Consider the following 20,263-nt stretch of genomic DNA (forward strand, 5'->3'; position numbering starts at 1 on the left):
CATGGGAGTATTTTCGAGAATGAAGGATATGACGGTCGCATCGCTGCATGAGGTTCTGGACAAAATTGAAGATCCGATCGTGATGCTGAACCAATACCTGCGTGAAATGGAGCAGGAAATTGCCCAAGCGGAAGTGACGGTAGCCCGCCAGATCGCCAACGAGCGCAAGCTCAAGCAACGTCTGGAAGAGTCGGTTCGCCTGTCGGCTGACCGCGAAGCTAAAGCGGCTGTGGCCTTGAAAAACGGCCAGGAAGGCGCAGCTCGTCAAGCGCTGGAAGAAAAGCTGTACCACGAAGACAAAATCGTTGAATACACCGATTTGCACACGGCTTCCAAAGCGCAAGCCGAGGAGCTGACTCAACAGCTGCATGCGATGAAGGATGAGTTCTACAAAATGCGCAACAAGCGCAACGAGCTTGTATCCCGCGCTCAACTGGCCAAAGCGAAAAAACAAATGGCCCAAGTGACGTATAACGGCGTGATCGAAAGCGGTAACGCAGCTCGCGGCTTCCACCGGATGGAAGAGAAAATCATCCAAATGGAAGTTGAAGCGGAAATCGCCCGCCAGCCTTTCGTATCGACGGCTTCTGTCAGCAGCTACGTACCTGTAGACGCTGCAAAGCAAGCGAAAATCGACGAACAGCTCGATTTGCTGAAAAACAAGCTGACCAAAGCGGACGTTTAAGCAACGTCGCAAGATAAGGCCCGTTGGGCCGCGAGCCCCCGAATCCCACGTAGTGGAGTTCGGGGGCTTTTGCATGGGCGCGCGAAACGGCGGGAATAACGACACATTTCCCGGGAAATTGTCGTCCGGTGGCGAAAGCGCGCTTCATAAATCTGCCAGCATGCCCGGTGCAGGCAGATGGAGGCGACATGTCCATAATAAGTCTACCACTACGTTGAGGAGGTGACGGTGAACATGGACATGAGGATCAGGCGCAGCCAGCGGCTGGCTGCGCTGGTTGTCGCAGCCGGCTGCCTGCTGGCCGGCTGCGGGGGCGCAAGCGGCGACGGCGCGCTTGCGGGGAAGGCGGACGGCCAGCAGGGCGCTGGGATGGCGAAGACACGGGGAGCGGCAGGCGGACAGGACGGTCGGTTAATGGTGCCGTCATTTTGGCCCCCAGTGCCGTCCCCGCCTCAGCCCCTAGCGCCGTCGCCGTCACCATCCCCGGCTGCAGCGGTCTCGCCCGTGCCTGTGGAGCCGGAGGAACGGGCTCAGCCCCAAGGTCCGCGAACCGCGTATTTGACGTTCGATGACGGGCCGTCCGGCAGCACGCGGAAAATTCTTGATATTTTAAAGCAGCATGAGGTCAAAGCAACTTTTTTTGTTGTAGGTTCGGAAACGGCGGAAGCGCGGGCGCTGTATCGGCGGATTAACGCGGAGGGGCATGCGCTGGGCAATCACACTTACAGTCACGATTATCGCAGCATTTACAAATCGGCAGAGGCGTTCAAGCGCGATGTCGCTCGGCTTGACCGGCTGCTTGAAGAAACTGTGGGCGTGCGGCCCGATATTTTTCGTTTTCCGGGCGGTTCCAATAATCATCTCAGCCGCAAATCGGGCGGCCCGGGGATTATGAAGACGCTGGCGCGTGAGATGACGGCAAGCGGTTATACGTATTTTGACTGGAATGTTAGCTCTACCGATGCCGCCGCTCCGGTGCAGGACCGCGAGCTGATCATTCAATCGGTGCTGGGTGCAAGCCGCGGCAAACGCAGCATTATTGTGCTGATGCACGATAATACGTTCAAGACGACGACGCTGGAGGCGCTGCCGGTTGTGATTCGCGAGTTGAAGCAGCGGGGCTTCCGTTTTGACAAGCTGACGTCCTCCTCTTTTGCCTATCGGTTTCTGGAGCCGTAAATCACGTCTGCACAGCCTGTTTGGAGTGAGCGAATTTTCGGTGAGCGTCGGGCGCCCGGCAGCAGTCGGCATCTTGCCAAGTGCCGCATCGGTATGCGATACAGGACCGCTACACATAATACAACCCGAAGGGAGTTGATGGACATGACCAACAAGGATTCCAAAACGCAAGCGAAGCAGGAGCAGGAAAACCGCAATTGGACCAACAAAGCTTCGTCCGCAGGCGAAGGCGTCGTCGACAAAAAGCTGGACGGTCCGAACCGTCCGGCTGAATAAGCGCAAGGAGGAGCAGGCGATGAGCGAAAAGCGCGATTCTCAAAAGAAGCCGCTGCAGCAGGCCGGTAAAGGCGGTGTCTCTGGCGGCAAGCCCGGCAGCGCGTCAGACGATGTAGCGGCGGAGCAGACCGCGGGCGCTGCGCAAGCCTCCAGTCTCGATCCGTTCGAAATCGAGTTTTTGCCGCAGTTTGAGCAAGGCCGCGGGCCGCGCGAGCCGTTTGTGAACCGGCACGGCGTTGTCATCGGCGATCACGACTACGAGTCGGCGAATTCGCCGCTGGAGAACTGGAGCGCAGACACCGACCCGAGCGTGATGGCCGGCGACGAGTGGGTGCATCCGTTCAAGGACGTCGGCTTTCAGACAGACGCCAATCGCGATTTGTTTGAACGCGGCATAGCGCCGCAGGGCGGCATTTTCATGCACCCCGACAAAAATGCGGCTTACGATGCGCAAACAACGCCGGAAGAAGCGGACGGGACCAATCGGCAGTAACAGAATCCCGGTTTGGCCGATTGGCGCTTTGCTTTCATTGCTCACGGATGTATAATATGACTAAAGATACTTTTGGTTATATAAAATAGTCCAAGGAGTGAAAGTAGAATGGCGATGTCTTTTGATGCATATATGAAGGATATGGTGAAGCCGATGCGTGAGGAACTGACGCGTCTGGGCATTAACGAGCTGCTGACGCCGGATGAAGTCGACGCAGCGATTGAAGGCTCCAAAGACGGCACGATGCTGCTTGTCGTCAACTCGGTGTGCGGCTGTGCGGCAGGACAATGCCGGCCAGGCGTAGCGAAGGCGCTGCAAAACGAGGTGCGTCCAACGTACTTGTACACGGTGTTTGCCGGTCAGGAGAAAGAAGCTACGGCCAAAGCGCGGGAATATTTGGCGCCGTACCCGCCGTCTTCGCCATCGATTGCCCTGTTCAAAAACGGCGAGCTGGTGCATTTCATCCAGCGTCACCAGATTGAAGACCGTTCGGCGGAGATGATCGCGGGCGATTTGATGGGCGCGTTCAACAACTATTGTCAATAAGCTTGCTGCCGCAAGCGTTTATAGCATCAAGCGGGACCCACTCATGCACTTGCTGCCGGGTGGGTTTTTGCTTGTCCGGCGGGGCTTTTTTGCCCGAAATCTTTGAATTCGCCGCGGGCGGCGCTATACTGAAGGTATCGGGAACGCAGGGCTGCGTTCGGAACCTAAGAACAAGAGTGGAGTGGAGCTAATGAGCTTGCAGCAGGAGATTATCGCCAGACTCGGGGTAAAGCCCGAGATTGATGTGGAGGAGGAAATCCGCAAACGGGTGGATTTTTTGAAGGAATACGTCCGCAGCGCAGGAGCCAAAGGCTTGCTGATTGCCATTAGCGGCGGCATTGACAGCGCGGTGGCGACCGGGCTGTGCAAGCAGGCGACCGACGAGCTGAGCGCGGAGACGGGGCGCGAGTACAAGACTGTAGGCGTGTTTCAGCCATACGGCGAGCAGGCGGACATTGCAGACAGCTATGCGGTGGCGAAGGCGTTTGCGCTCAACTATCAGGTGGAAACGAACGTGCAGGAGGCTGTGGACGAAATTGCGCTGGAGGTTGAATACGGGCTGAAATCGATTGGCGTTCACCAGCATGTCAGCCGCGGCGGTAAAGGCAACATCAAGGCGAGAACGCGGATGGTCATGCAGTATGCGCTGGCGTTTGAGCTGGGGCTGATCGTCGTTGGCACCGATCATGCGTCTGAGGCGATTACCGGATTTTTTACCAAATACGGCGACGGGGCTGTCGACATTACACCGCTCAGCACGCTGAACAAGCGTCAGGTACGGGCGCTGGCCGCCAAGCTGGGCGTACCGCAAAGCATTTTGGACAAGGCGCCGACGGCCGGCCTGTGGGACGGGCAAACGGACGAAGCCGAGCTGGGCATTACCTATGACGACAACAGCGCTTATCTGGAAGGCAAAAAGATTGATCCGGTCGCTCAGGACAAGCTGGAAAAGCAATATTTGAAAACCGAGCACAAGCGCGCGCCGATTCCCGGTATTTAAGCGGTGGGGCGGCAGGCCGAGGCCCAAGGGCTCGGCTTTTTTGGCGTTCGGTGAGAAGGGGATAGCGTTGGCAGCCGCCAGGACGCCCCGGCGGCATAAAGCGTGTCGAGTGCAAATGGGATTGGCGACGCGGGCGATGCGTTGGATGTTATGGAGAGGGTAAGGGCAACTAGGTGGACGGCTGCAGGCAAATGGGGGCAGAACAGACTGGACGCAGACCGGGAAGGCGGACAGACCGGACAGGCGGGAGAGGCGGGAGAGGCGGGAGAGGACGGCGGGCAGAGCGGACAGGATGGACAGGGTTGGCAGGGCGCATAAGGCAGACCGGGCAGAGCGGACAGACCGGGCAGAGCGGACAGACCGGACAGACCGGACAGACCGGACAGACAATCCGCGACGTTTATCGGCGGTGGCTTACATAATTGCGAAGGGGCGGGAAATATTACTGGTGTGGCACACATTTTGACGACGAGAGGGTGTTCGAGTGAACATTCAGCCGATCATTTGGACGGCTGCGCTATTGGCTGCACTCGCTCCGTTGCCGGTTGTCCTCCAAGATGAGCCGCGCAACGCGGAGCTGGCTGCAAGCGGACAGAACGCAGCAGCGGTCGCGCGGACGGAGCAGGCAGGAGCCGGAGCAAGCCGAGCGGGTGCTGGAGGGGCGACGGGCCTTGCGGAACGCGCGCGGCCGGCGGGGCAGCATGGCGCAGACGAGCGTGGGGAGCGTGAGCGGGCCGCTGCGGGGCCGGAACGGAATGCGCAGTCGGCGCTGCACAGCGAGGAGTCGGCCGAGCCGGACGGCAGCCAGCTAACGGCGCAGGAGGCGGAAAAGGCGCTGGCTGAGCCGGCAGCGACCGTGGTGAACGCGCTGCGGGAGAAAAACATGCAGGCATTAAAGCCGCTGGTGCATCCGGATCGGGGCGTGCGCTTTTCTCCTTATGCGTTTGTTGATGTGAAAAGCGATCTGGTTTTTAAGCCAAGCAAGCTCGACAAGCTGATGGACAGCAGCAAGGAGTACGTTTGGGGCGCGTATGACGGCTCCGGCGAGCCGATCAAAATGACGTTCAGCCAGTATCTGAACGGCTTCGTTTACGGCCGGGATTATGCGCATCCGGAGCAGATGGCGTACAACACGTTTGTGCATACCGGAAGCACGACGAATAATTTGCGCGCCGCCTACCCGACGGCTGCTTTTGTCGAATACAATTTCAGTCGGGGTGCCGACGGGAATGAACTGGGCTGGAGCAGCCTGCGCCTCGTTTTTGAGCCGAAGGGCGGCAAATGGTATTTGGTGGGCATCATCAACGACCAGTGGACGACATAAGAGGGCAAAAAGGCATTCATTCTTGGGAATGAATGCCTTTTCTGTCGCTGGACAGCGTTCCCGCCGCCAGGGATGAGAGCCTGGTGATCTATCGTAGCTTGCCTGCGCTGCACAAGCCGGTCAAGCTACGCGTAAAGTCGCTGCAGCACGCGTTCTGTGCGGTCGACGATATCGTCGATTTGCTCGGGAGTCGTAATGAGCGGCAGCCAGAAATACAGCGTATCGCCGAGCGGGCGGAGCACCAGTCCTTCCCGCAGCCCTTCCTTGTAGGCGCGGAAGCCGATCCGCTCGGCGGGATCGAACCGCAGCCCGTCCTTGCGGCTGCGGAGCAAATCGAACGCAGCCACCATGCCGAGGCTGCGGATATGCGCCACGCCGTCATATGCGGCGAGGCGTTGCACCGTGTCGCGCAGATGGCCGCTGGCGGCTGCGACACGGTCCATGACCCGCTCGTCCTCGAAGATGGCGAGCGATTCCAGGGCAACCGCAGCGGCGATCGGGTTGCCGGTAAAGCTGTGGCCATGCGTGAACATTTTCTGCGTGGCATAATCGTCGTAGAAGGCGTCATAGACCGCCTTCGTGCACAGCGTCGCTGACAGCGGCAGCATGCCGGCGGTGAGGCCTTTGGACAGGCACATGAAGTCCGGCGCGATCCCCGCGTGCTCGCAGCCGAACATCCGGCCTGTCCGGCCGAACCCGACCGCCACCTCGTCGGCGATCAGGTGTACCCCGAATTGCGTGCATAGCGCCCGCAATTCTTGCAAGTACGCGGCGGGATACATGACCATCCCGCCCGCCGCTTGAATCATCGGCTCCACAATGAGCGCAGCGAGCTCGTGAGCCGATGATTCGAACAGCTGTCTCACCGCGCTGACGCAGTGAGACAGCATGGCGGCTTCGGCGTCCGCACCGAAGCCGGTAAACGCGCGCACGTCCGGCGACGGCACGGCGTGCGCGGCGAACATGAGGGGGCGGAACAACGAGTGATACTCGTCCACGCCCCCGACGCTCACGGCGCCGATCGTATCGCCGTGGTAGCCGCCGGACACGAACGCGAAGCGTGTTTTGGCCGGCGCGCCGCTTTGATGCCAATATTGGAACGACAGCTTCAGCGCCACCTCGACGGCTGTGGAGCCATTGTCGGAATAGAACACCTTGTCCAGCCCCGCAGGCGTCAGCTGGACTAGCTTCTCGGCCAGCTCAATGCCCGGCTGGTGCGTAAAGCCGCTGAACATCACGTGATCGACGCGCTCCATCTGCCGGGCGACCGCCTGACGCAGCCGCGGATGCCCATGCCCGTGCAAATTGACCCACCAGGATGAAACCGTATCGTAATAGCGGTTGCCGGCCGCATCGTACAAAAAGACGCCCTCCGCCTTGTCCACCAGCACATGATCGCGCTCCGCGTAATCCTTCATTTGCGTAAAAGGGTGCCATACATACTGCCGGTCCTTGTCCAGCAGCGCTCTTGCTTCCAAATCGTTCATGCCGTTCTCCTCCCGGTCATTCATTCGCGTGGAACCGCTTGACCATTCGTCAAGAATCATGTACATTGTACTGCAAAACCGTACCGGAAAAAAGTGGAGGGACAAACGAGGATGATCGTAGGAATCGGCACCGATCTTGTAGAGATCGCCAGAATGCAGGCCATTGTGGAGCATTCGACCGGGGAACGCTTTTTGCAGCGCGTGCTGACGCCTGCGGAGCGGGAGCTGGCTGCGGCCCGCAAAGGGCGGTTGGCCGAGTTTGCCGCCGGACGTTTTGCCGCCAAGGAAGCGATCGTCAAGGCGATCGGCTGCGGCATCGGCAAGCAGGTCGGCTTTCAGGATATGGAGATCCTGCCGGATGCGCTCGGCAAGCCGGAGTGCCGGCTGTCGGACGGCGCGCGTGAACGGACGGGATTGGCCGCAGAGGCTCGCATCCATATCAGCATTACCCATTCAGAAACGATGGCTGCTGCTTACGCCATTGTCGAGCAGCTGTGAACCGGACAAGGGCAGGCGGGCCGGGAGCGACCGGCGGTTGGAGTCAGGGAATCCGCACTGCGCGCGACGGCTGTACGACAGCATCAGATCAGCGGCGAGCCCATCGTCAGCCCGGAAGCGGGGCTTGTTCTAACACAGCACGGCAACGGCTCACCCCTCCATGCAAAAAAAGCTGCCCGCAGGCAGCTTCACAGGCAACCGCTCTCGCTGCTTGGCAGCGCAGAGGGCGGTCGCTGGCCCGCGTCTTGCTTCAAGACGGCGGGCTTATTTTTTCGAGCTCAGCCAATCGGCCAGTTGGTTCACTTCATCTTCGGACAGCTTGCTTTTGTAAGCCGGCATCCCGCCGCCGCCGTTGCGGATTTGTTCGGCGATTTGCTCCTTGGTTTGGGTTGCGCCGATTTTCTGCAAATTGGTCGACGGGCCGACCCGGCCGGCCAAATCGACGCCGTGACAGCTGATGCATTTGTTGGCGGTAAAAAGCTCCTGCGCCTTCGCGCCGGCGTCGCCGCCTTCGCTGGCTGGCACGGCGGCAGAAGGCGACGCTGTCGGCGCTACGCCCGTTCCGCCGCCGGCGCAGCCAGTCAGTCCCGCGGCCAGCAGCAGGACGCCGCTCAGCGCAACGGCGGCGCGCAGCCGTCGGCGAGATGCGTAGACGGCCGCACGGCTGCGTCCAGATTCGTTGTGTCTATGCGCAGGATCGCGTTGTGTTTCCAACATCAATAAGCTCCTCCTTGATTCATCATCTGTTCGTCCGTACATCGGTGCGGGCGCTGAGGCACAGGCGATGCAAGCCCCGGCACCATGTCCATTCCCGGCTCCTCGGCAAGCTTTGCTGCCAGTACCGGATGGCTTGTTGGGCTTACCCGGCTATCCGGCAGCTGCTTTGCCCCATACGCGCAGCAGCCAGCCGCATGCAAGCAGGCTGAAGCCGCTCATGCCCTCCAGCACGGCTCCCGCATAGCCCAGATACCAGATGCCGACAATCGCCGTCAGCGCGAGCAGCCACAGGCCCAGCCAGACGAGCTGCGAGCCGAGCAGCCGGCCGAATACGATGTAGGCCGCAGCCAAGCCGCAAGCGCCCAGCAGCGGGCTGTAGAGCAGGGACAGCACGCCTGTGTTTTGCAGCATCAGCACCAGCATCGGCAGCACAACCCACGGCCAGATCAGCGCCAACGAGCGGCCTGTCCATGCGCTTGCAGTCTTTCCGTCCCCTTCGCCCAGTCGCTGCCAGGCCCGCCACAGCAGGGCAGCGCTCCCAGCTGCAGCAGCCAGCAGGCTCAGTAGCTTGATCAGCCCGGCCGTTCGTCCGGCGGGCAGCGCTTCGCTGGCCGCCGCCAGCACCCATTGTGCGCCCCATAGGTACAGCAGCAGCCAATACGTCTGTCTCCGCTGACCGCCCAGCCAGCTCAGCCGTCGCTTCGCATAGGCTTCCTTCATAGATTCACCTCTAGTCGCAGGTTGCCGAATTCTCGTATAATGAACACATATCTTTTTCATTATACCTGTAACCTTGCCTGGAGAGAAGGAGAGCGAGATGAACGCGGAAGAGCAAAAGCATTATTTTTCCATACATTTATTGGACTGGTATCGCGCCAACAAGCGGGATTTGCCTTGGCGCCGGAGCAAAAACCCTTACCATATCTGGGTGTCCGAGGTGATGCTCCAGCAAACGAGAGTAGATACGGTCATTCCGTACTTCCATCGCTTCACGGAGCTGTTTCCGACTGTAGAGGCGCTGGCGGAAGCGCCGGAGGAGGAGGTGCTGAAAGCCTGGGAGGGCTTAGGCTACTACTCGCGCGCGCGCAATCTGCAAAGCGCGGTCCGCGAGGTCCACGAGCGGTACGGCGGCGTCGTTCCCAGCGACAAGGCGGAGATTTCCTCGCTCAAGGGCGTTGGCCCGTATACGTCAGGCGCGATCCTCAGCATTGCCTACAACAAGCCGGAGCCTGCGGTAGACGGCAATGTGATGCGGGTGCTGTCGCGGTATTTTGTGATCGAAGAGGACATTATGAAGCCGGCGACCCGCGTGAAGATGGAACGGCTGGCGCAGGAGCTGATTCCCGAGGGGGCTGCCGGCGATTTCAATCAGGCGCTGATGGAGCTGGGCGCAATGGTCTGCACGCCGCGTTCGCCGTATTGCTTGACCTGCCCGGTCCGCCTCGGTTGCGCCGGCCGCGAACAAGGGATGGAGGACAAGCTGCCGGTCAAAAAGAAAGCCAAGCCGCCCCGTCCCGAGCTGCGCGTCGTGGCGCTGATCGAAGGCGTCGGCGAGCATGCGGGCAAATGGCTGATTCGTCAGCGTCCGCAGGAGGGCTTGCTGGCTCGCATGTGGGAGCTGCCGCATGCCGCATGGCCGGAGCCGGTCTGGGGCACGGACGAGAACAGCGCCGCAGCCTTGTGCGAAGCGCTTTTAACGGAAGACAATGTGCGGGTCACGCTTGGGAAATGGTTCATGGATACGGAGCATACGTTCAGTCACATTCAATGGAATATGAAGGTGTTTCGCTGCCGTTTGGGCGATGAAGCGGCCCATCCGCGGGGGGCTGGGGAATGGATTCCGTTCCGGTACCGCTGGGTCGGGCCGGAGGAGTTGGAGAGCTATGCGTTTCCTAACGTATTCGTGCGCATCATGAAGGCTTGGCAGGAAGTGCAGGAAGAGCGGGAGACGGGCTCTCCGGGGAACTAACGGATTTCTTTTTTGATCGCGTCGGTGTCGATCAGGGTGATCTTCTTTTTATCGATGACGATAGAGCCTTCGTCCTGCAGCTCCTGCAGCACCTTGGTCACGGATTCGCGCACGGTGCCGACGATGTTGGCCAGTTGTTGATGGGTCAGCTTGACGTCGATCAGCAGACCGTTTTTCGATGGGACGCCGTATTGCTCGGACAAACGAATAATCGATTTCAGAATCCGCGAGCGCACGCCGAGAAAGGTCAAATCGTAAATTTGCTCGTTCGCTTTGCGCAGACGCTGCATGGTGGATTCCAGAAGCTTCAAGCACAGCTTGGGGCTTTTTTCCATGTATTGGACGAAAGAGGAGCGTTTCAAGGAGTACAACACGCACATTTCCATAGTTTCCGCGGTTGCGGAGCGGGTTAACCCCTCATGGATCAGCGACATTTCACCGAAAAAATCACCTTCGCGAAACAAGGCCAAAATGATTTCTTTGGCATCGTCGAGACGGTAAATTTTGACTACACCGGACTTGATCAAATAAAACTCTTCGCCCGGGTCGCCTTCCAGAAACAAAATGCTGTTTTTCTTGACTTTCTTTTCGGTAAACAGCGGGGCAATGGCAAACAAATCTTCTTCAGGAAGAACTTGAAAGATCGGAACGTTTTGAAGAAGCTGAACGATGGTTTTCAACGGGCACTCATCTCTTTTCGGTCATAATCAAACGACCAACTGTTCCCCGATTTCCTCAACCATGATGTTTAGCGTGCGCGAGAGGTCGATTTCATAAGGCTCCTTCAGCTCTAGCCCGCCGGCGTCGCGGAGGACGCGGACAATCGGACGCTGCATGCTGTGGTTGTTCAATCTGGACACGATGCCTTTCTCCCCTGTGCTTAGCGAAACGCTGAGGCCTAGCGGGTAAATCGCGACGTTATTGCGGAACAGCTTGACCATATCTATATCGTACAGTTTTCCGGCGTTGGCGTAAAGCACTTCCAAAGCGGTGTGAGGAGCCAAGGCCTGACGGTAGGTACGCGAGTGAATCATGGCGTCGTAGGAGTCGAACAAGCCAACCCAGCGGGCGTAGGGGTGAATCTGATCGCCCTTGAGCCGGAACGGGTAGCCGCTGCCATCCATCCGCTCGTGGTGCTGCAGCGCGCATTGCGCAGAAAGCAGGGGGATGCCGATTTCATCCTTGAGCATCATAAAGCCGTATTCGGCGTGTTTTTGAATTTCGGCAAATTCGTTGGGGGTCAGCTTGGCATTTTTTTGCAGCAATTGAGCGGGAATTTGCACGCTGCCCACATCGTGCAGCAGAGCGCCGAGACCGATGGTCATCAACTCGTCGCGGGAATAGGTGCCTTGCATGATCGCCAGTCTGGTCGCATAGACGCACACATTCAGCGCATTCTGGCAAAAATGCTGCTCCAGATTGGCCGCAGGCACCATGTTAAGCGTAGTCAGCATGACGGCTTCGTGTCGATGCTGCTGCAAATCGTCGATGACGCGCGACATGCCTTCAAGAAACAGCTTGCCCATAGAGTTGGACGAGCTGCGCTGCATGCCCGACAAGCCGGACGTTGCGCCGAATTTCTCAAACACCCGGCCCAGCGAGCCGCGAAGCAGTCTGCGGGTTTCCTCGTGAATCGGATCTTCAATGTGGATGTCCTCTGTGCGGGGATCCTCAATATATAGATAATCAATGCCCAACTGGCTGAGCTTGCGCAGCATGCCGGCCGTCAGTTCTACGCGGTAGCCAACCAGCACCTGACCTTCTTCGGTGAAGATGGCTTTGCCTAGTCGCATTCCCGGTTGGCATATAGCGGTTGGAATAATTCTCATAGCCGATGGTCCCTGCCTTTCCGTGCAAATTTACCATTTGTATAAATAAGTATTAAGTCCCTTGAAATAGTAGGGTAGGAAATAACGTATAGGTCTCGTATTTACGATTATCCCACAAAAGCTGTTTTTTTTCTGTGAGCTAGGTAACAAAACGGGACTAAATCTTACAGGAACCGTTTGCGTGAAAAAAATGACAGTTCCGCTTGTCCTTGGAACCGTGGGATGGCGGCAGCCAGACTAACAGCAGCAACGCAAAGCCTTTGCTTATGGATCGTTACAAACAAGGAGGTTATCAGATGCGGACACACGGCAAGATGAGAAAGCGCCTGTCGTTAACTCTCGTGTTGGCCATGATCGTCTCGATCACGAGCCTTTTGTGGACGATGCCGGGACGCGAAGCTCACGCAGCCACGCAAGCCGAATTGATGCACACAGCTAACGATCGCTTGGTCGACAATCCGGCAGCCGAAACGAGGCCGGGCCAATGAACCTCATGCACTTTGAACAACGTACACCACCGATTTCTCATTCAAGCCGGCGAGCCGTACGGGCTGCGCATTGCTTCCAAAAAAGGCAAGGGGACGATTATTCGCATCATTGCGCCTTATTTGACATAGACGGCCGGCGGCGTAGCTGCAAGCTGCGGCCCTTACAAGCGACGGCTTCCACTGGATGAAGGAGCAAGGCAAGTGCCCACGACATAGGCGCTTGCCTTTTTGGCGTGCAGACAGAGCGCTGCACCGGCGTCTTTTCGACCTGTCGGGAAGGGGGATTCCCCCTTGAGCGCCGTTCCACAGCAGGAGCCATACACGAATTTTTAGCTGCATTCAAGACAAAATTTTGACAATTTCAGAACAGCGGATGTTGAAAAAATAGTAAAACCGCGACTCTCTTAGAGCCGCAAGGGAAGTCGCCGTTTGGTAGGCCGGGATGGTAGAGTAGTCCCTTGACAAACACAATATATAGATTATTATTAAAAGAGCTTAACTACATATAGTTTGCCAGGGTATTGCGCCGCTAGATAGGCTGCGCAGTTTAAAAGGGAAGTCCGGTGCGTAAACCGGCGCGGTCCCGCCACTGTAAGGCCGATCCGCTTTCGACATCAGCCGCCGACTTGTCGGCGAACGGCTATCGGAATCGCGAACGGCCGAGCCAGATACCTGCCCTGCCGCAACGACGCGATATCGCGCTTACGGAGCATAAGCGGGAGTCCGACTCGTCCTTTGCTGCGCTACGCAACAAGCAACCGGGCGTATCCGGCCCTGGCTCCGGGTACGCTCTTTCTATGCCCCGCAATAGCGATTTTTAACTCAAGGAGTGTTCGACCGCATGCTGATTGCCTATGATTCCAAGACCGGCAACGTTCGCCGATTTATCGAGAAGCTTCATTTGCCCGCCGTCCAGATCGAAGAAGCAATGACGCTGGAGGAGCCTTTTGTGCTGGTTACGTATACGACCGGCTTTGGCCAAATCCCCGACAGAGTGCAAACCTTCCTCGACCGCAACCATAAGAAGCTCAAGGCCGTATCGGCCAGCGGCAACCGCAACTGGGGAACCGGCTTTGCCAAAAGCGCGGATACGATTTCCCATCTGTACGATGTGCCGGTGCTGTGCAAATTCGAATTGTCGGGAACCAAAAGCGATGTCGAGCGTTTCAGAGAGGGGTTGAAATCCGTTGCGGTATATTGAACTGAACAATGAATTGATGCAAAGAGACAGCGACGGTTTTTTCCGTCTCGATAAAGATAAAGAAGCCGTAGCGGCGTTCATGGAAGAGACGCGGGCGCGCAGCCTGAGCTTTGCGACCATTCGCGAGCAGATCGACTACATGATCGAGCACGACTACTATGAGAACGTATATGAGCATTACACGCCGGAGCAAGCCGAAGCGGTGTTTGCGGCCGCCCGGGCCGTTCCGTTTCAATTTGCGTCCTACATGGCCGCATCGAAGTTTTATGTGGATTATGCGATGAAAAGCAACGACCGCTCCTTGTATCTGGAGCATTACCCGGACCGGGTGGCGATTGTGGCGCTTTATTTGGCCGACGGCGACGCAGAGCTGGCCAAGACGCTGGCCGTCTCGATGATGGAGCAACGCATGCAGCCGGCGACGCCGACCTTCCTGAACGCCGGCAAAAGCCGTCGGGGCGAGATGGTGTCCTGCTTCCTGCTGGAGATGGACGATTCGCTCAACTCGATCAACTATTGCCTGGCGACCTGCATGCAGCTGTCCAAAATCGGCGGCGGCGTAGCCGTCAACCTGTCGAAGCTGCGCGGACGCGGCGAGCCGATCAAGGATGTGGAGGGCGCAGCCAAGGGCATCATGCCGGTGCTCAAGCTGATGGAAGACGCCTTCTCCTATGCCGACCAGATGGGTCAGCGCAAGGGCTCCGGCGCGGCCTACTACAACATCTTCGGCTGGGACGTCATGGAATTCCTCGACAGCAAGAAGATCAATGCCGACGAGAAAACGCGTCTCAAGACGTTGTCCATCGGCCTGATCGTGCCGAACAAATTCTACGAGCTGGCCGAGAAGGATCAGCCGTTGACGATCTTCGCCCCGTATTCGGTGTATCGCGAATACGGCCGTCATCTCGACGATCTTGATATGGACCAGATGTACGATGAGCTGCTCGCCAACCCGCGCGTCCGCAAGAAAGCGATCATGAGCGCGCGCGACATGCTGGTGAAAATTGCCGGCATCCAGCTTGAATCGGGTTATCCGTATATCATGAACAAAACCAATGCCAACCGCAACCATGCGCTCAAGGAAATCGGCGCGATCAAGATGTCAAACTTGTGCACGGAAATCTATCAATTGCAGGAGACGTCGGAGATCGGCAACTACGGCGAATCGGATACGATCCGCAGAGATATCAGCTGCAATCTGGCGTCGCTGAACATCGCCAACGTCATGGATCTGGGCAAGCTGCGCGAGTCGGTGCACGAAGGCATGCTGGCGCTCACCGCGGTCAGCGACAAGACAACCGTCGCCAACGCCCCGGGCGTTGTTAAAGCGAACGCCGAGCTGCACTCGGTCGGTTTGGGCGCTATGAACCTGCACGGCTATCTGGCCAAAAACAAAATCGCCTATGAAAGCGACGAAGCGAAGGAGTTCGCGCGCGCGTTTTTCATGGCCGTTAACTATTATTCGTTGGAAAAAAGCATGGAGCTTGCGCGCGACCGCAAGACGACGTTTGTCGGCTTCGCCGAGTCCGAATACGCCAAGGGCGCGTATTTCGACAAGTACTTGGCCACCGACTACCGTCCGGCCAGCGAGAAAGTACGCGTATTGTTTGCCGGGATGGACCTGCCGGGTCCGGCCGAATGGGCAGCGCTCAAGGAGCAGGTGCAGCAGCACGGCTTGTACCATGCTTATCGCCTGGCTGTAGCCCCGACGCAAAGCATCTCTTACGTGCAGAACGCAACATCCAGCGTCATGCCGATCGTTGAGCCGATCGAAACGCGTACGTACGCCAACTCGACGACGTATTATCCGATGCCGTATTTGTCCAAGGACAATTTCTTCTTTTTCAAATCGGCTTATCAAATGAATCAATTCAAGGTGCTCGACCTGATTGCGGAAATTCAGGAGCATGTCGATCAAGGCATCTCGACGATTCTTCACGTCAACAGCAACGTCACGACGCGGGAGCTGGCCCGCTGCTACCTGTACGCCGCCAAAAAGGGGCTTAAATCGCTGTACTACACCCGCACGAACCGACTGAGCGTCGAAGAATGCGTTAGCTGCGCCGTATAACGAACGACTGTAGAAGTCCGGTGAAGAAGTGGCCGGAGAGTCGATAGCGAGTTGGAACAGCGTCAGCGGTCGCCTTTGTAGACGGATTTTCACCCCAGCGAGGTTATTCCATCGAAAAATCCGGCTACAACAGCGAGTGGAAACCGCTATCGACCGAAGGACACTGATTTTTCACCGGATTTTAGACAAAGACAAGGAAATGGAGTGGCATAAGCATGCAAGCCGTGAATTGGAACCGCCCGGACGACGATTTCACCCTGATGTTCTGGAATCAGAACATTATGCAGTTCTGGACCGACGAGGAGATTCCGCTGTCCGACGACAAGATGTCGTGGATTGCGCTGAGCGAAGCGGAGCGGGAGTTGTATAAAAAAGTGCTCGGCGGTCTCACGCTGCTCGACACGATTCAGGGAGGCGTCGGCATTCCCAAGATTCTCGACCATGTCGGCGGCTTGCAGCGGAAGGCGGTGCTGAGCTTTATGGGCATGATGGAGCAAATCCACGCCAAGTCGTATAGCAGCATCTTCACGACGCTGGCGACGACGGAGGAGATCGATCACGTCTTCCAGTGGGTCGAAGCCAATCCGCGGCTGCAGCGCAAGGCCGAGATCATTTCCGGCTTTTACCGGAGCATCGGAACGCGCAAGGAGCTGTATTTGGCAATGGCGGCGTCGGTGCTGCTGGAGAGTTATTTGTTCTATAGTGGCTTCTTCTATCCGCTGTATTTGGCCGGACAAGGCAAAATGACCAGCAGCGGCGAAATCGTCGATTTGATCCTGCGCGACGAAAGCATTCACGGCTTGTACATCGGCATGCTGGCGCAGGAAATCTACAATAAAGAGCTGTCGGAGACCGAGCAAGCCGACGCTTCGCGGGAGCTGCAGGAGCTGCTCCAGCAGCTGCACGCCAATGAACTGGCGTATACCGAGGAATTGTACACAGGGCTGGGCTTGACCGACGAGGTGAATCGCTTCGTGCGTTACAATGCCAACAAGGCGATGATGAATTTGGGGCTGGAGCCGGTGTTCGAAGAGGAAGAGGTCAATCCGATCGTCTTGAACGGGATCAGCACGCATACAAAGCAACACGACTTTTTTTCGAAAAAAGGCAATGGCTACGTCCGCACCATCCATATTGAACCGCTGCGCGACGAGGATTTTATTTTTGCCTAGAACGCGGCAGCGTCTTTACAAACAAAAGCCGTCTTCCGAGCAGCTTGGCTGCTACGGGAAGACGGCTTTTATGTCGTCCGCTCGCGGGGGCGCGCTCCGGTGGTCCGGCGGCTGCGCCCTGCGGGGCGGATATGCGGTAAGGGCGAGCGCTCCAGATAGCCCATCCGGTCGTCCGGTTGGCTGCTGGAAGCGCTGGGGCGCGTGAATTACTTCACGGCTGCTTCGTAACGTTTGCCCACTTCATCCCAGTTCACTACGTTCCAGAACGCAGCGATGTAGTCAGGGCGTTTGTTTTGGTATTTCAGGTAGTAAGCATGTTCCCATACGTCCAGACCGAGGATTGGCGTTTCGCCTTCCATGATCGGGCTGTCTTGGTTAGGCAGGCTGTATACTTTCAGCTTGCCGTCTTTCGTTACAGCGAGGAACGCCCAGCCGGAGCCGAAGCGTGTAGCGCCTGCAGCTGCGAAAGCTTCTTTGAACTTGTCAAAGCCGCCCAGCTCGCTGTCAATCGCTGCGGCCAGTGCGCCGCTTGGTGCGCCGCCCGCGTTCGGGCCAATCGTTTCCCAGAACAGGGAGTGGTTGGCGTGTCCGCCGCCGTTGTTGCGAACTGCGGTACGGATATCTTCAGGAACGCTGTTCAGGTCGCTGATCAGATCGTTCAGCGATTTCTCGTGCAGCTCGGGATGCTTGTCGAGCGCGGCGTTCAGGTTAGTCACATATGCGTTATGATGACGGTCGTGGTGAATCATCATAGTCGTTTCGTCGATGTGAGGCTCTAAAGCATTGTTGGCGTAAGGCAGTGCCGGTAATTGATGGGCCATGATTCTAAATACCTCCTACGATTATATGTAATTTTTTTCATCCCCATTATGACCGATATTTGATAATAAATCAACATGTATGTTTACTAAGTCGGCCGGTTCTGGAGCTGCTAGGCGTCCATCCCGCCGCGGCGGGTAATTTCCTGAACGATCTGCCCGTGAATGTGCGTCCCTTGCGCATTCAGCCAGGGCGAAAGCTCGCTCATCGTCCGGTGGTGGTAAGCCAGCTCTTGCGCCGTCCACTGCGCGGTGTCCAGCGAGCTGAGATCGTGCAGATTGCGTTGTGTGCCGGTGGTTCCGTCCAACCTGATTCACCTCCTTGCCGTCAAGCCGCCGGAGCGGATCAGCGCCCTTATACACTCGTAACCGCTGAGGCCGCCAATGAAACGAATATGCGACTTTGCCTTCCTTAAATTCCGATTTTTTCTTGTTTTTTATACATGTCCTGTTAAATCGCGCTAGTCGCGGCTCTGAAAGGGGCGGACGAAGCCAGTCGCGGGCAGCAGTTTTTTCATCAAACGGCAAGCAGTCGTTTAAATCGGTCGGGACAGGCGTACAGATGTCGAGAAAAATAATGGAAAATTTTATTTCATTTATGTCTTTTTTATCATGTAAGCGTTTCATATTAAGCGTTTTCATGAGAAATCACAAAAAAACCTGATTTTTTTGTGACTTTCGCCACATTTTTAGCAGGATTCTGGTGGTTTTTGTCGTATTTCATATGTTACCGAAAAACAAATATTTAAAATTAAGAATTTGGGAGAGAAACGTATGCACGTTCGTTCATTTCAGCTTGCGGATACATCTTCGGTAACGACTCTTTTGCAAGAGGTTTTGTCGGAAAATTGTTATGAGGATACGATCGAGGCGTTTGCCCGTCAGCTTTCCTGGGATACCGATCTGGTGCTGATTGCCGAGGAAGCGGATCAGATTGTAGGCCTTATCATCGGTACGATCGATAACAACAACGGTTACTATTATCGAATTGCAGTGGCCGCGCCGTTTCAGCGCCAAGGTATCGGCAAAGCTTTAATCGAAGCGATGAAGCAGCGTTTTCTCCAGCGGAAGGTTAATAAAATCATGGTCACCGTGGATGCGCACAACGAAATGGTGCTTCCCGTCTACGAGTCGGCCGGCTACAGCAGCTCGGATTTCTCGCGGGCCGCGCATCGTCTGAGCATATTGAAAAAAGTCAGCGTATAGGCAAGTCGCTGGTTCACGTACAGGCATATCTTTCCCGCCGTTGCAATTGGCGAAAAGATATGCTTTTCTATTATTATCGCAAAATTGGCGGCATGCTGAGCAGAGGAGCTTTGAAGGATGGATTTATTTACCCCGCATTTGATCAAAAGCTTCAAGCATGACGGACAATTGCACCGCATGTGGCTGGAGAATTGGCTCGTTCCCGAAGCGCATCTTCATCCCGATCATTTGCGGGAAGGGATGCTGGTGCTGATCAACAGCCAGACCAAAATTCAGGAAGCCGACGGCAAGGAGTGGACGAGCCGTATTCCGGGCGTGTCTTTTTTCGTGCCCAAGCTGTGGTTTAATGTTGTTGCGCTGCTGGAGGACAGCGGTGTCCGTTATTACTGCAATATCGCGTCGCCGCCCTATTTGTCACAGCGGGTGCTTACTTATATCGATTACGATCTCGACGTAATCCGGCTGTCGACCGGCGCGGTGCATATCGTGGATCAGGAAGAATACGAGCGGCATAAGTCGCTTTATCATTATTCAACGCTTGTGGAGTCAAAGGTGCAGTCCGGGCTCGACGCCGTGCTCCAACGGATCCAGCTGGCGCAAGCGCCGTTTAATGACGAGCTGGTGCTGCATTATTACGAGCTGTGGGACAAGCAAAGGAACGGAGGGGCCTAAGTGAGCTTCCTGGCGCCTAAAAAGGGACACAGCGGGCTTGCTCCGCAGCGCGCGGGAGGAGCCGAAGCCAAGACGCTCCCGATGGAAATATGGGATTGGACCAAATCGACGCTGGTCGCGGTAGGCGTCGTGCTGCTGCTGCACCGCTTCGGCTTTTATTTGTCCGCGGTGAGCGGCAGCTCGATGCAGCCGACCTTGCAGGACGGCGAGTGGCTGCTGGTCAACAAGGCGGTGACGTATATGCACGAGCCGCGGCGCGGCGACGTGGTCATCGTCAGCGAGCCGCAGGAGGAGCGGGCCAAGACGCATCCGTTCCTCGTCAAACGCGTCGTTGCGGTGGCTGGCGACCGCGTTGAGGTGCGCGGTGGACTGTTGTGGATCAACGGCGAAGCGTTGACCGAGGCTTACGCCGATTCGCCGATTGAAGGCAGCGATATGAGCGCTGTGACGGTCGCGCCCGGCCGGTTGTTCGTGATGGGCGACAATCGCCACTTCGGAGCGAGCTCGGACAGCCGGGCATTCGGAGCGGTTGCGGTCGAATCCGTACAGGGCCGCGCCGAATGGATCGTCTGGCCGCCGAATCAGGCGGGCCCGCTATAGCCGCGGCGGGAGCGCGGGCTCCTCGCTAGAGA

General features: G+C 57.1%; 23 protein-coding genes and 1 riboswitch. Of the genes, 16 read left to right on the forward strand and 7 right to left on the reverse strand.

Annotated features, from left to right (window positions below; all coding sequences use genetic code 11):
- The first annotated feature begins 1 nt into the window (after position 1).
- The 7 genes from B5M42_RS07650 (at position 2) to B5M42_RS07675 (ending at position 5,503) form a co-directional block, all read left to right on the forward strand.
- The gene (locus B5M42_RS07650) at positions 2–685 is read left to right on the forward strand and encodes a PspA/IM30 family protein (RefSeq protein ID WP_134752627.1); all 684 of its coding nucleotides are present in this window, start codon (positions 2–4) and stop codon (positions 683–685) included.
- A 234-nt stretch (positions 686–919) separates the two neighbouring features.
- A complete protein-coding gene (locus B5M42_RS07655; protein WP_134752629.1) occupies positions 920–1,864 on the forward strand; it encodes a polysaccharide deacetylase family protein in 945 nt (314 codons plus the stop codon).
- Between the two features lie 144 nt (positions 1,865–2,008).
- Positions 2,009–2,140 (forward strand): hypothetical protein, encoded by a 132-nt coding sequence (locus B5M42_RS25280; protein ID WP_268999110.1) that lies wholly within the window; start codon positions 2,009–2,011, stop codon positions 2,138–2,140.
- 19 nt (positions 2,141–2,159) lie between these two features.
- Positions 2,160–2,633, forward strand: coding sequence for a DUF3905 domain-containing protein (locus tag B5M42_RS07660; protein ID WP_134752631.1), 474 nt, complete (start codon positions 2,160–2,162; stop codon positions 2,631–2,633).
- Between the two features lie 108 nt (positions 2,634–2,741).
- On the forward strand, positions 2,742–3,179 hold the full coding sequence (locus B5M42_RS07665; RefSeq protein ID WP_134752633.1) for a BrxA/BrxB family bacilliredoxin: 438 nt from the start codon (positions 2,742–2,744) through the stop codon (positions 3,177–3,179).
- A gap of 190 nt (positions 3,180–3,369) precedes the next feature.
- On the forward strand, positions 3,370–4,179 hold the full coding sequence (gene nadE, locus B5M42_RS07670) for an ammonia-dependent NAD(+) synthetase (RefSeq protein ID WP_134752635.1): 810 nt from the start codon (positions 3,370–3,372) through the stop codon (positions 4,177–4,179).
- Between the two features lie 484 nt (positions 4,180–4,663).
- Positions 4,664–5,503 (forward strand): hypothetical protein, encoded by an 840-nt coding sequence (locus B5M42_RS07675; protein ID WP_134752637.1) that lies wholly within the window; start codon positions 4,664–4,666, stop codon positions 5,501–5,503.
- Between the two features lie 125 nt (positions 5,504–5,628).
- Here B5M42_RS07675 and bioA read toward each other — a convergent pair whose 3' ends face one another.
- Positions 5,629–6,990 (reverse strand): adenosylmethionine--8-amino-7-oxononanoate transaminase, encoded by a 1,362-nt coding sequence (gene bioA, locus B5M42_RS07680; RefSeq protein ID WP_134752639.1) that lies wholly within the window; start codon positions 6,988–6,990, stop codon positions 5,629–5,631.
- A 111-nt stretch (positions 6,991–7,101) separates the two neighbouring features.
- On the opposite strand from bioA, the gene acpS reads away from it, so the two are divergent.
- The gene (gene acpS / locus B5M42_RS07685) at positions 7,102–7,488 is read left to right on the forward strand and encodes a holo-ACP synthase (RefSeq protein WP_134752641.1); all 387 of its coding nucleotides are present in this window, start codon (positions 7,102–7,104) and stop codon (positions 7,486–7,488) included.
- 264 nt (positions 7,489–7,752) lie between these two features.
- On the opposite strand, the gene B5M42_RS07690 is transcribed toward acpS, so the two are convergent.
- Together B5M42_RS07690 and B5M42_RS07695 are read right to left on the reverse strand one after the other, a co-directional pair.
- Positions 7,753–8,205, reverse strand: a complete 453-nt coding sequence (locus tag B5M42_RS07690) for a c-type cytochrome (RefSeq protein WP_167689883.1) — start codon at positions 8,203–8,205, stop codon at positions 7,753–7,755.
- Positions 8,206–8,355: 150 nt separating this feature from the next.
- On the reverse strand, positions 8,356–8,925 hold the full coding sequence (locus B5M42_RS07695; RefSeq protein WP_134752644.1) for a hypothetical protein: 570 nt from the start codon (positions 8,923–8,925) through the stop codon (positions 8,356–8,358).
- 97 nt (positions 8,926–9,022) lie between these two features.
- Here B5M42_RS07695 and mutY point away from each other — a divergent pair, with 97 nt between their 5' ends.
- Entirely contained in the window at positions 9,023–10,174 is a 1,152-nt protein-coding gene (gene mutY, locus B5M42_RS07700) for an A/G-specific adenine glycosylase (protein WP_134752646.1), read from the forward strand.
- On the opposite strand, the gene B5M42_RS07705 is transcribed toward mutY, so the two are convergent.
- Both B5M42_RS07705 and B5M42_RS07710 read right to left on the reverse strand, forming a co-directional pair.
- Positions 10,171–10,854: a Crp/Fnr family transcriptional regulator gene (locus B5M42_RS07705; protein ID WP_134752648.1), complete on the reverse strand. Its 684-nt coding sequence runs from the start codon at positions 10,852–10,854 to the stop codon at positions 10,171–10,173. The two genes, mutY and B5M42_RS07705, sit on opposite strands and share 4 nt — an antisense overlap.
- A gap of 27 nt (positions 10,855–10,881) precedes the next feature.
- A complete protein-coding gene (locus B5M42_RS07710; RefSeq protein WP_134752650.1) occupies positions 10,882–12,003 on the reverse strand; it encodes an HD-GYP domain-containing protein in 1,122 nt (373 codons plus the stop codon).
- Positions 12,004–12,299: 296 nt separating this feature from the next.
- On the opposite strand from B5M42_RS07710, the gene B5M42_RS07715 reads away from it, so the two are divergent.
- The 4 genes from B5M42_RS07715 (at position 12,300) to nrdF (ending at position 16,935) form a co-directional block, all read left to right on the forward strand.
- Positions 12,300–12,491 carry a hypothetical protein gene (locus B5M42_RS07715; RefSeq protein ID WP_134752652.1) on the forward strand — a complete coding sequence of 64 codons (192 nt, stop codon included), beginning with the start codon at positions 12,300–12,302 and terminating at the stop codon, positions 12,489–12,491.
- 499 nt (positions 12,492–12,990) lie between these two features.
- Positions 12,991–13,185: riboswitch (cobalamin riboswitch) on the forward strand.
- Between the two features lie 147 nt (positions 13,186–13,332).
- Entirely contained in the window at positions 13,333–13,692 is a 360-nt protein-coding gene (gene nrdI / locus B5M42_RS07720; protein WP_134752654.1) for a class Ib ribonucleoside-diphosphate reductase assembly flavoprotein NrdI, read from the forward strand.
- Positions 13,679–15,763, forward strand: a complete 2,085-nt coding sequence (gene nrdE, locus B5M42_RS07725; RefSeq protein WP_134752656.1) for a class 1b ribonucleoside-diphosphate reductase subunit alpha — start codon at positions 13,679–13,681, stop codon at positions 15,761–15,763. Before nrdI ends, nrdE begins: the two co-directional genes overlap by 14 nt.
- A gap of 215 nt (positions 15,764–15,978) precedes the next feature.
- Positions 15,979–16,935, forward strand: a complete 957-nt coding sequence (gene nrdF / locus B5M42_RS07730) for a class 1b ribonucleoside-diphosphate reductase subunit beta (protein ID WP_134752658.1) — start codon at positions 15,979–15,981, stop codon at positions 16,933–16,935.
- A 206-nt stretch (positions 16,936–17,141) separates the two neighbouring features.
- Here the strand turns inward: nrdF and B5M42_RS07735 are convergent, their stop codons facing one another.
- Together B5M42_RS07735 and B5M42_RS07740 are read right to left on the reverse strand one after the other, a co-directional pair.
- Positions 17,142–17,756: a superoxide dismutase gene (locus B5M42_RS07735; RefSeq protein WP_134752660.1), complete on the reverse strand. Its 615-nt coding sequence runs from the start codon at positions 17,754–17,756 to the stop codon at positions 17,142–17,144.
- Between the two features lie 110 nt (positions 17,757–17,866).
- On the reverse strand, positions 17,867–18,061 hold the full coding sequence (locus B5M42_RS07740; protein WP_134752662.1) for a hypothetical protein: 195 nt from the start codon (positions 18,059–18,061) through the stop codon (positions 17,867–17,869).
- 466 nt (positions 18,062–18,527) lie between these two features.
- On the opposite strand from B5M42_RS07740, the gene B5M42_RS07745 reads away from it, so the two are divergent.
- The 3 genes from B5M42_RS07745 (at position 18,528) to lepB (ending at position 20,231) form a co-directional block, all read left to right on the forward strand.
- Complete coding sequence (locus B5M42_RS07745; protein ID WP_134752664.1) at positions 18,528–18,959, forward strand: GNAT family N-acetyltransferase; 432 nt, start codon at positions 18,528–18,530, stop codon at positions 18,957–18,959.
- A 117-nt stretch (positions 18,960–19,076) separates the two neighbouring features.
- Positions 19,077–19,631: a DUF402 domain-containing protein gene (locus B5M42_RS07750; protein WP_134752666.1), complete on the forward strand. Its 555-nt coding sequence runs from the start codon at positions 19,077–19,079 to the stop codon at positions 19,629–19,631.
- Positions 19,632–20,231 (forward strand): signal peptidase I, encoded by a 600-nt coding sequence (gene lepB, locus B5M42_RS07755; RefSeq protein ID WP_134752668.1) that lies wholly within the window; start codon positions 19,632–19,634, stop codon positions 20,229–20,231.
- Positions 20,232–20,263 lie beyond the last annotated feature (32 nt).

Origin of the sequence: Paenibacillus athensensis (assembly GCF_004514475.2) — a bacterium.
GTDB classification, from domain to species: Bacteria; Bacillota; Bacilli; order Paenibacillales; family NBRC-103111; genus Paenibacillus_AL; species Paenibacillus_AL athensensis.

What these genes read in the sequence shown, in the direction of transcription:
- B5M42_RS07650 (WP_134752627.1), top strand. Translation starts at nt 2, where the DNA reads ATGGGAGTATTTTCGAGAATGAAGGATATGACGGTCGCATCGCTGCAT.
- B5M42_RS07655 (WP_134752629.1), top strand. Translation starts at nt 920, where the DNA reads ATGGACATGAGGATCAGGCGCAGCCAGCGGCTGGCTGCGCTGGTTGTC.
- B5M42_RS25280 (WP_268999110.1), top strand. Translation starts at nt 2,009, where the DNA reads ATGACCAACAAGGATTCCAAAACGCAAGCGAAGCAGGAGCAGGAAAAC.
- B5M42_RS07660 (WP_134752631.1), top strand. Translation starts at nt 2,160, where the DNA reads ATGAGCGAAAAGCGCGATTCTCAAAAGAAGCCGCTGCAGCAGGCCGGT.
- B5M42_RS07665 (WP_134752633.1), top strand. Translation starts at nt 2,742, where the DNA reads ATGGCGATGTCTTTTGATGCATATATGAAGGATATGGTGAAGCCGATG.
- nadE (WP_134752635.1), top strand. Translation starts at nt 3,370, where the DNA reads ATGAGCTTGCAGCAGGAGATTATCGCCAGACTCGGGGTAAAGCCCGAG.
- bioA (WP_134752639.1), bottom strand. Translation starts at nt 6,990, where the DNA reads ATGAACGATTTGGAAGCAAGAGCGCTGCTGGACAAGGACCGGCAGTAT.
- acpS (WP_134752641.1), top strand. Translation starts at nt 7,102, where the DNA reads ATGATCGTAGGAATCGGCACCGATCTTGTAGAGATCGCCAGAATGCAG.
- B5M42_RS07690 (WP_167689883.1), bottom strand. Translation starts at nt 8,205, where the DNA reads ATGTTGGAAACACAACGCGATCCTGCGCATAGACACAACGAATCTGGA.
- B5M42_RS07695 (WP_134752644.1), bottom strand. Translation starts at nt 8,925, where the DNA reads ATGAAGGAAGCCTATGCGAAGCGACGGCTGAGCTGGCTGGGCGGTCAG.
- mutY (WP_134752646.1), top strand. Translation starts at nt 9,023, where the DNA reads ATGAACGCGGAAGAGCAAAAGCATTATTTTTCCATACATTTATTGGAC.
- B5M42_RS07710 (WP_134752650.1), bottom strand. Translation starts at nt 12,003, where the DNA reads ATGAGAATTATTCCAACCGCTATATGCCAACCGGGAATGCGACTAGGC.
- B5M42_RS07715 (WP_134752652.1), top strand. Translation starts at nt 12,300, where the DNA reads ATGCGGACACACGGCAAGATGAGAAAGCGCCTGTCGTTAACTCTCGTG.
- nrdI (WP_134752654.1), top strand. Translation starts at nt 13,333, where the DNA reads ATGCTGATTGCCTATGATTCCAAGACCGGCAACGTTCGCCGATTTATC.
- nrdF (WP_134752658.1), top strand. Translation starts at nt 15,979, where the DNA reads ATGCAAGCCGTGAATTGGAACCGCCCGGACGACGATTTCACCCTGATG.
- B5M42_RS07735 (WP_134752660.1), bottom strand. Translation starts at nt 17,756, where the DNA reads ATGGCCCATCAATTACCGGCACTGCCTTACGCCAACAATGCTTTAGAG.
- B5M42_RS07745 (WP_134752664.1), top strand. Translation starts at nt 18,528, where the DNA reads ATGCACGTTCGTTCATTTCAGCTTGCGGATACATCTTCGGTAACGACT.
- B5M42_RS07750 (WP_134752666.1), top strand. Translation starts at nt 19,077, where the DNA reads ATGGATTTATTTACCCCGCATTTGATCAAAAGCTTCAAGCATGACGGA.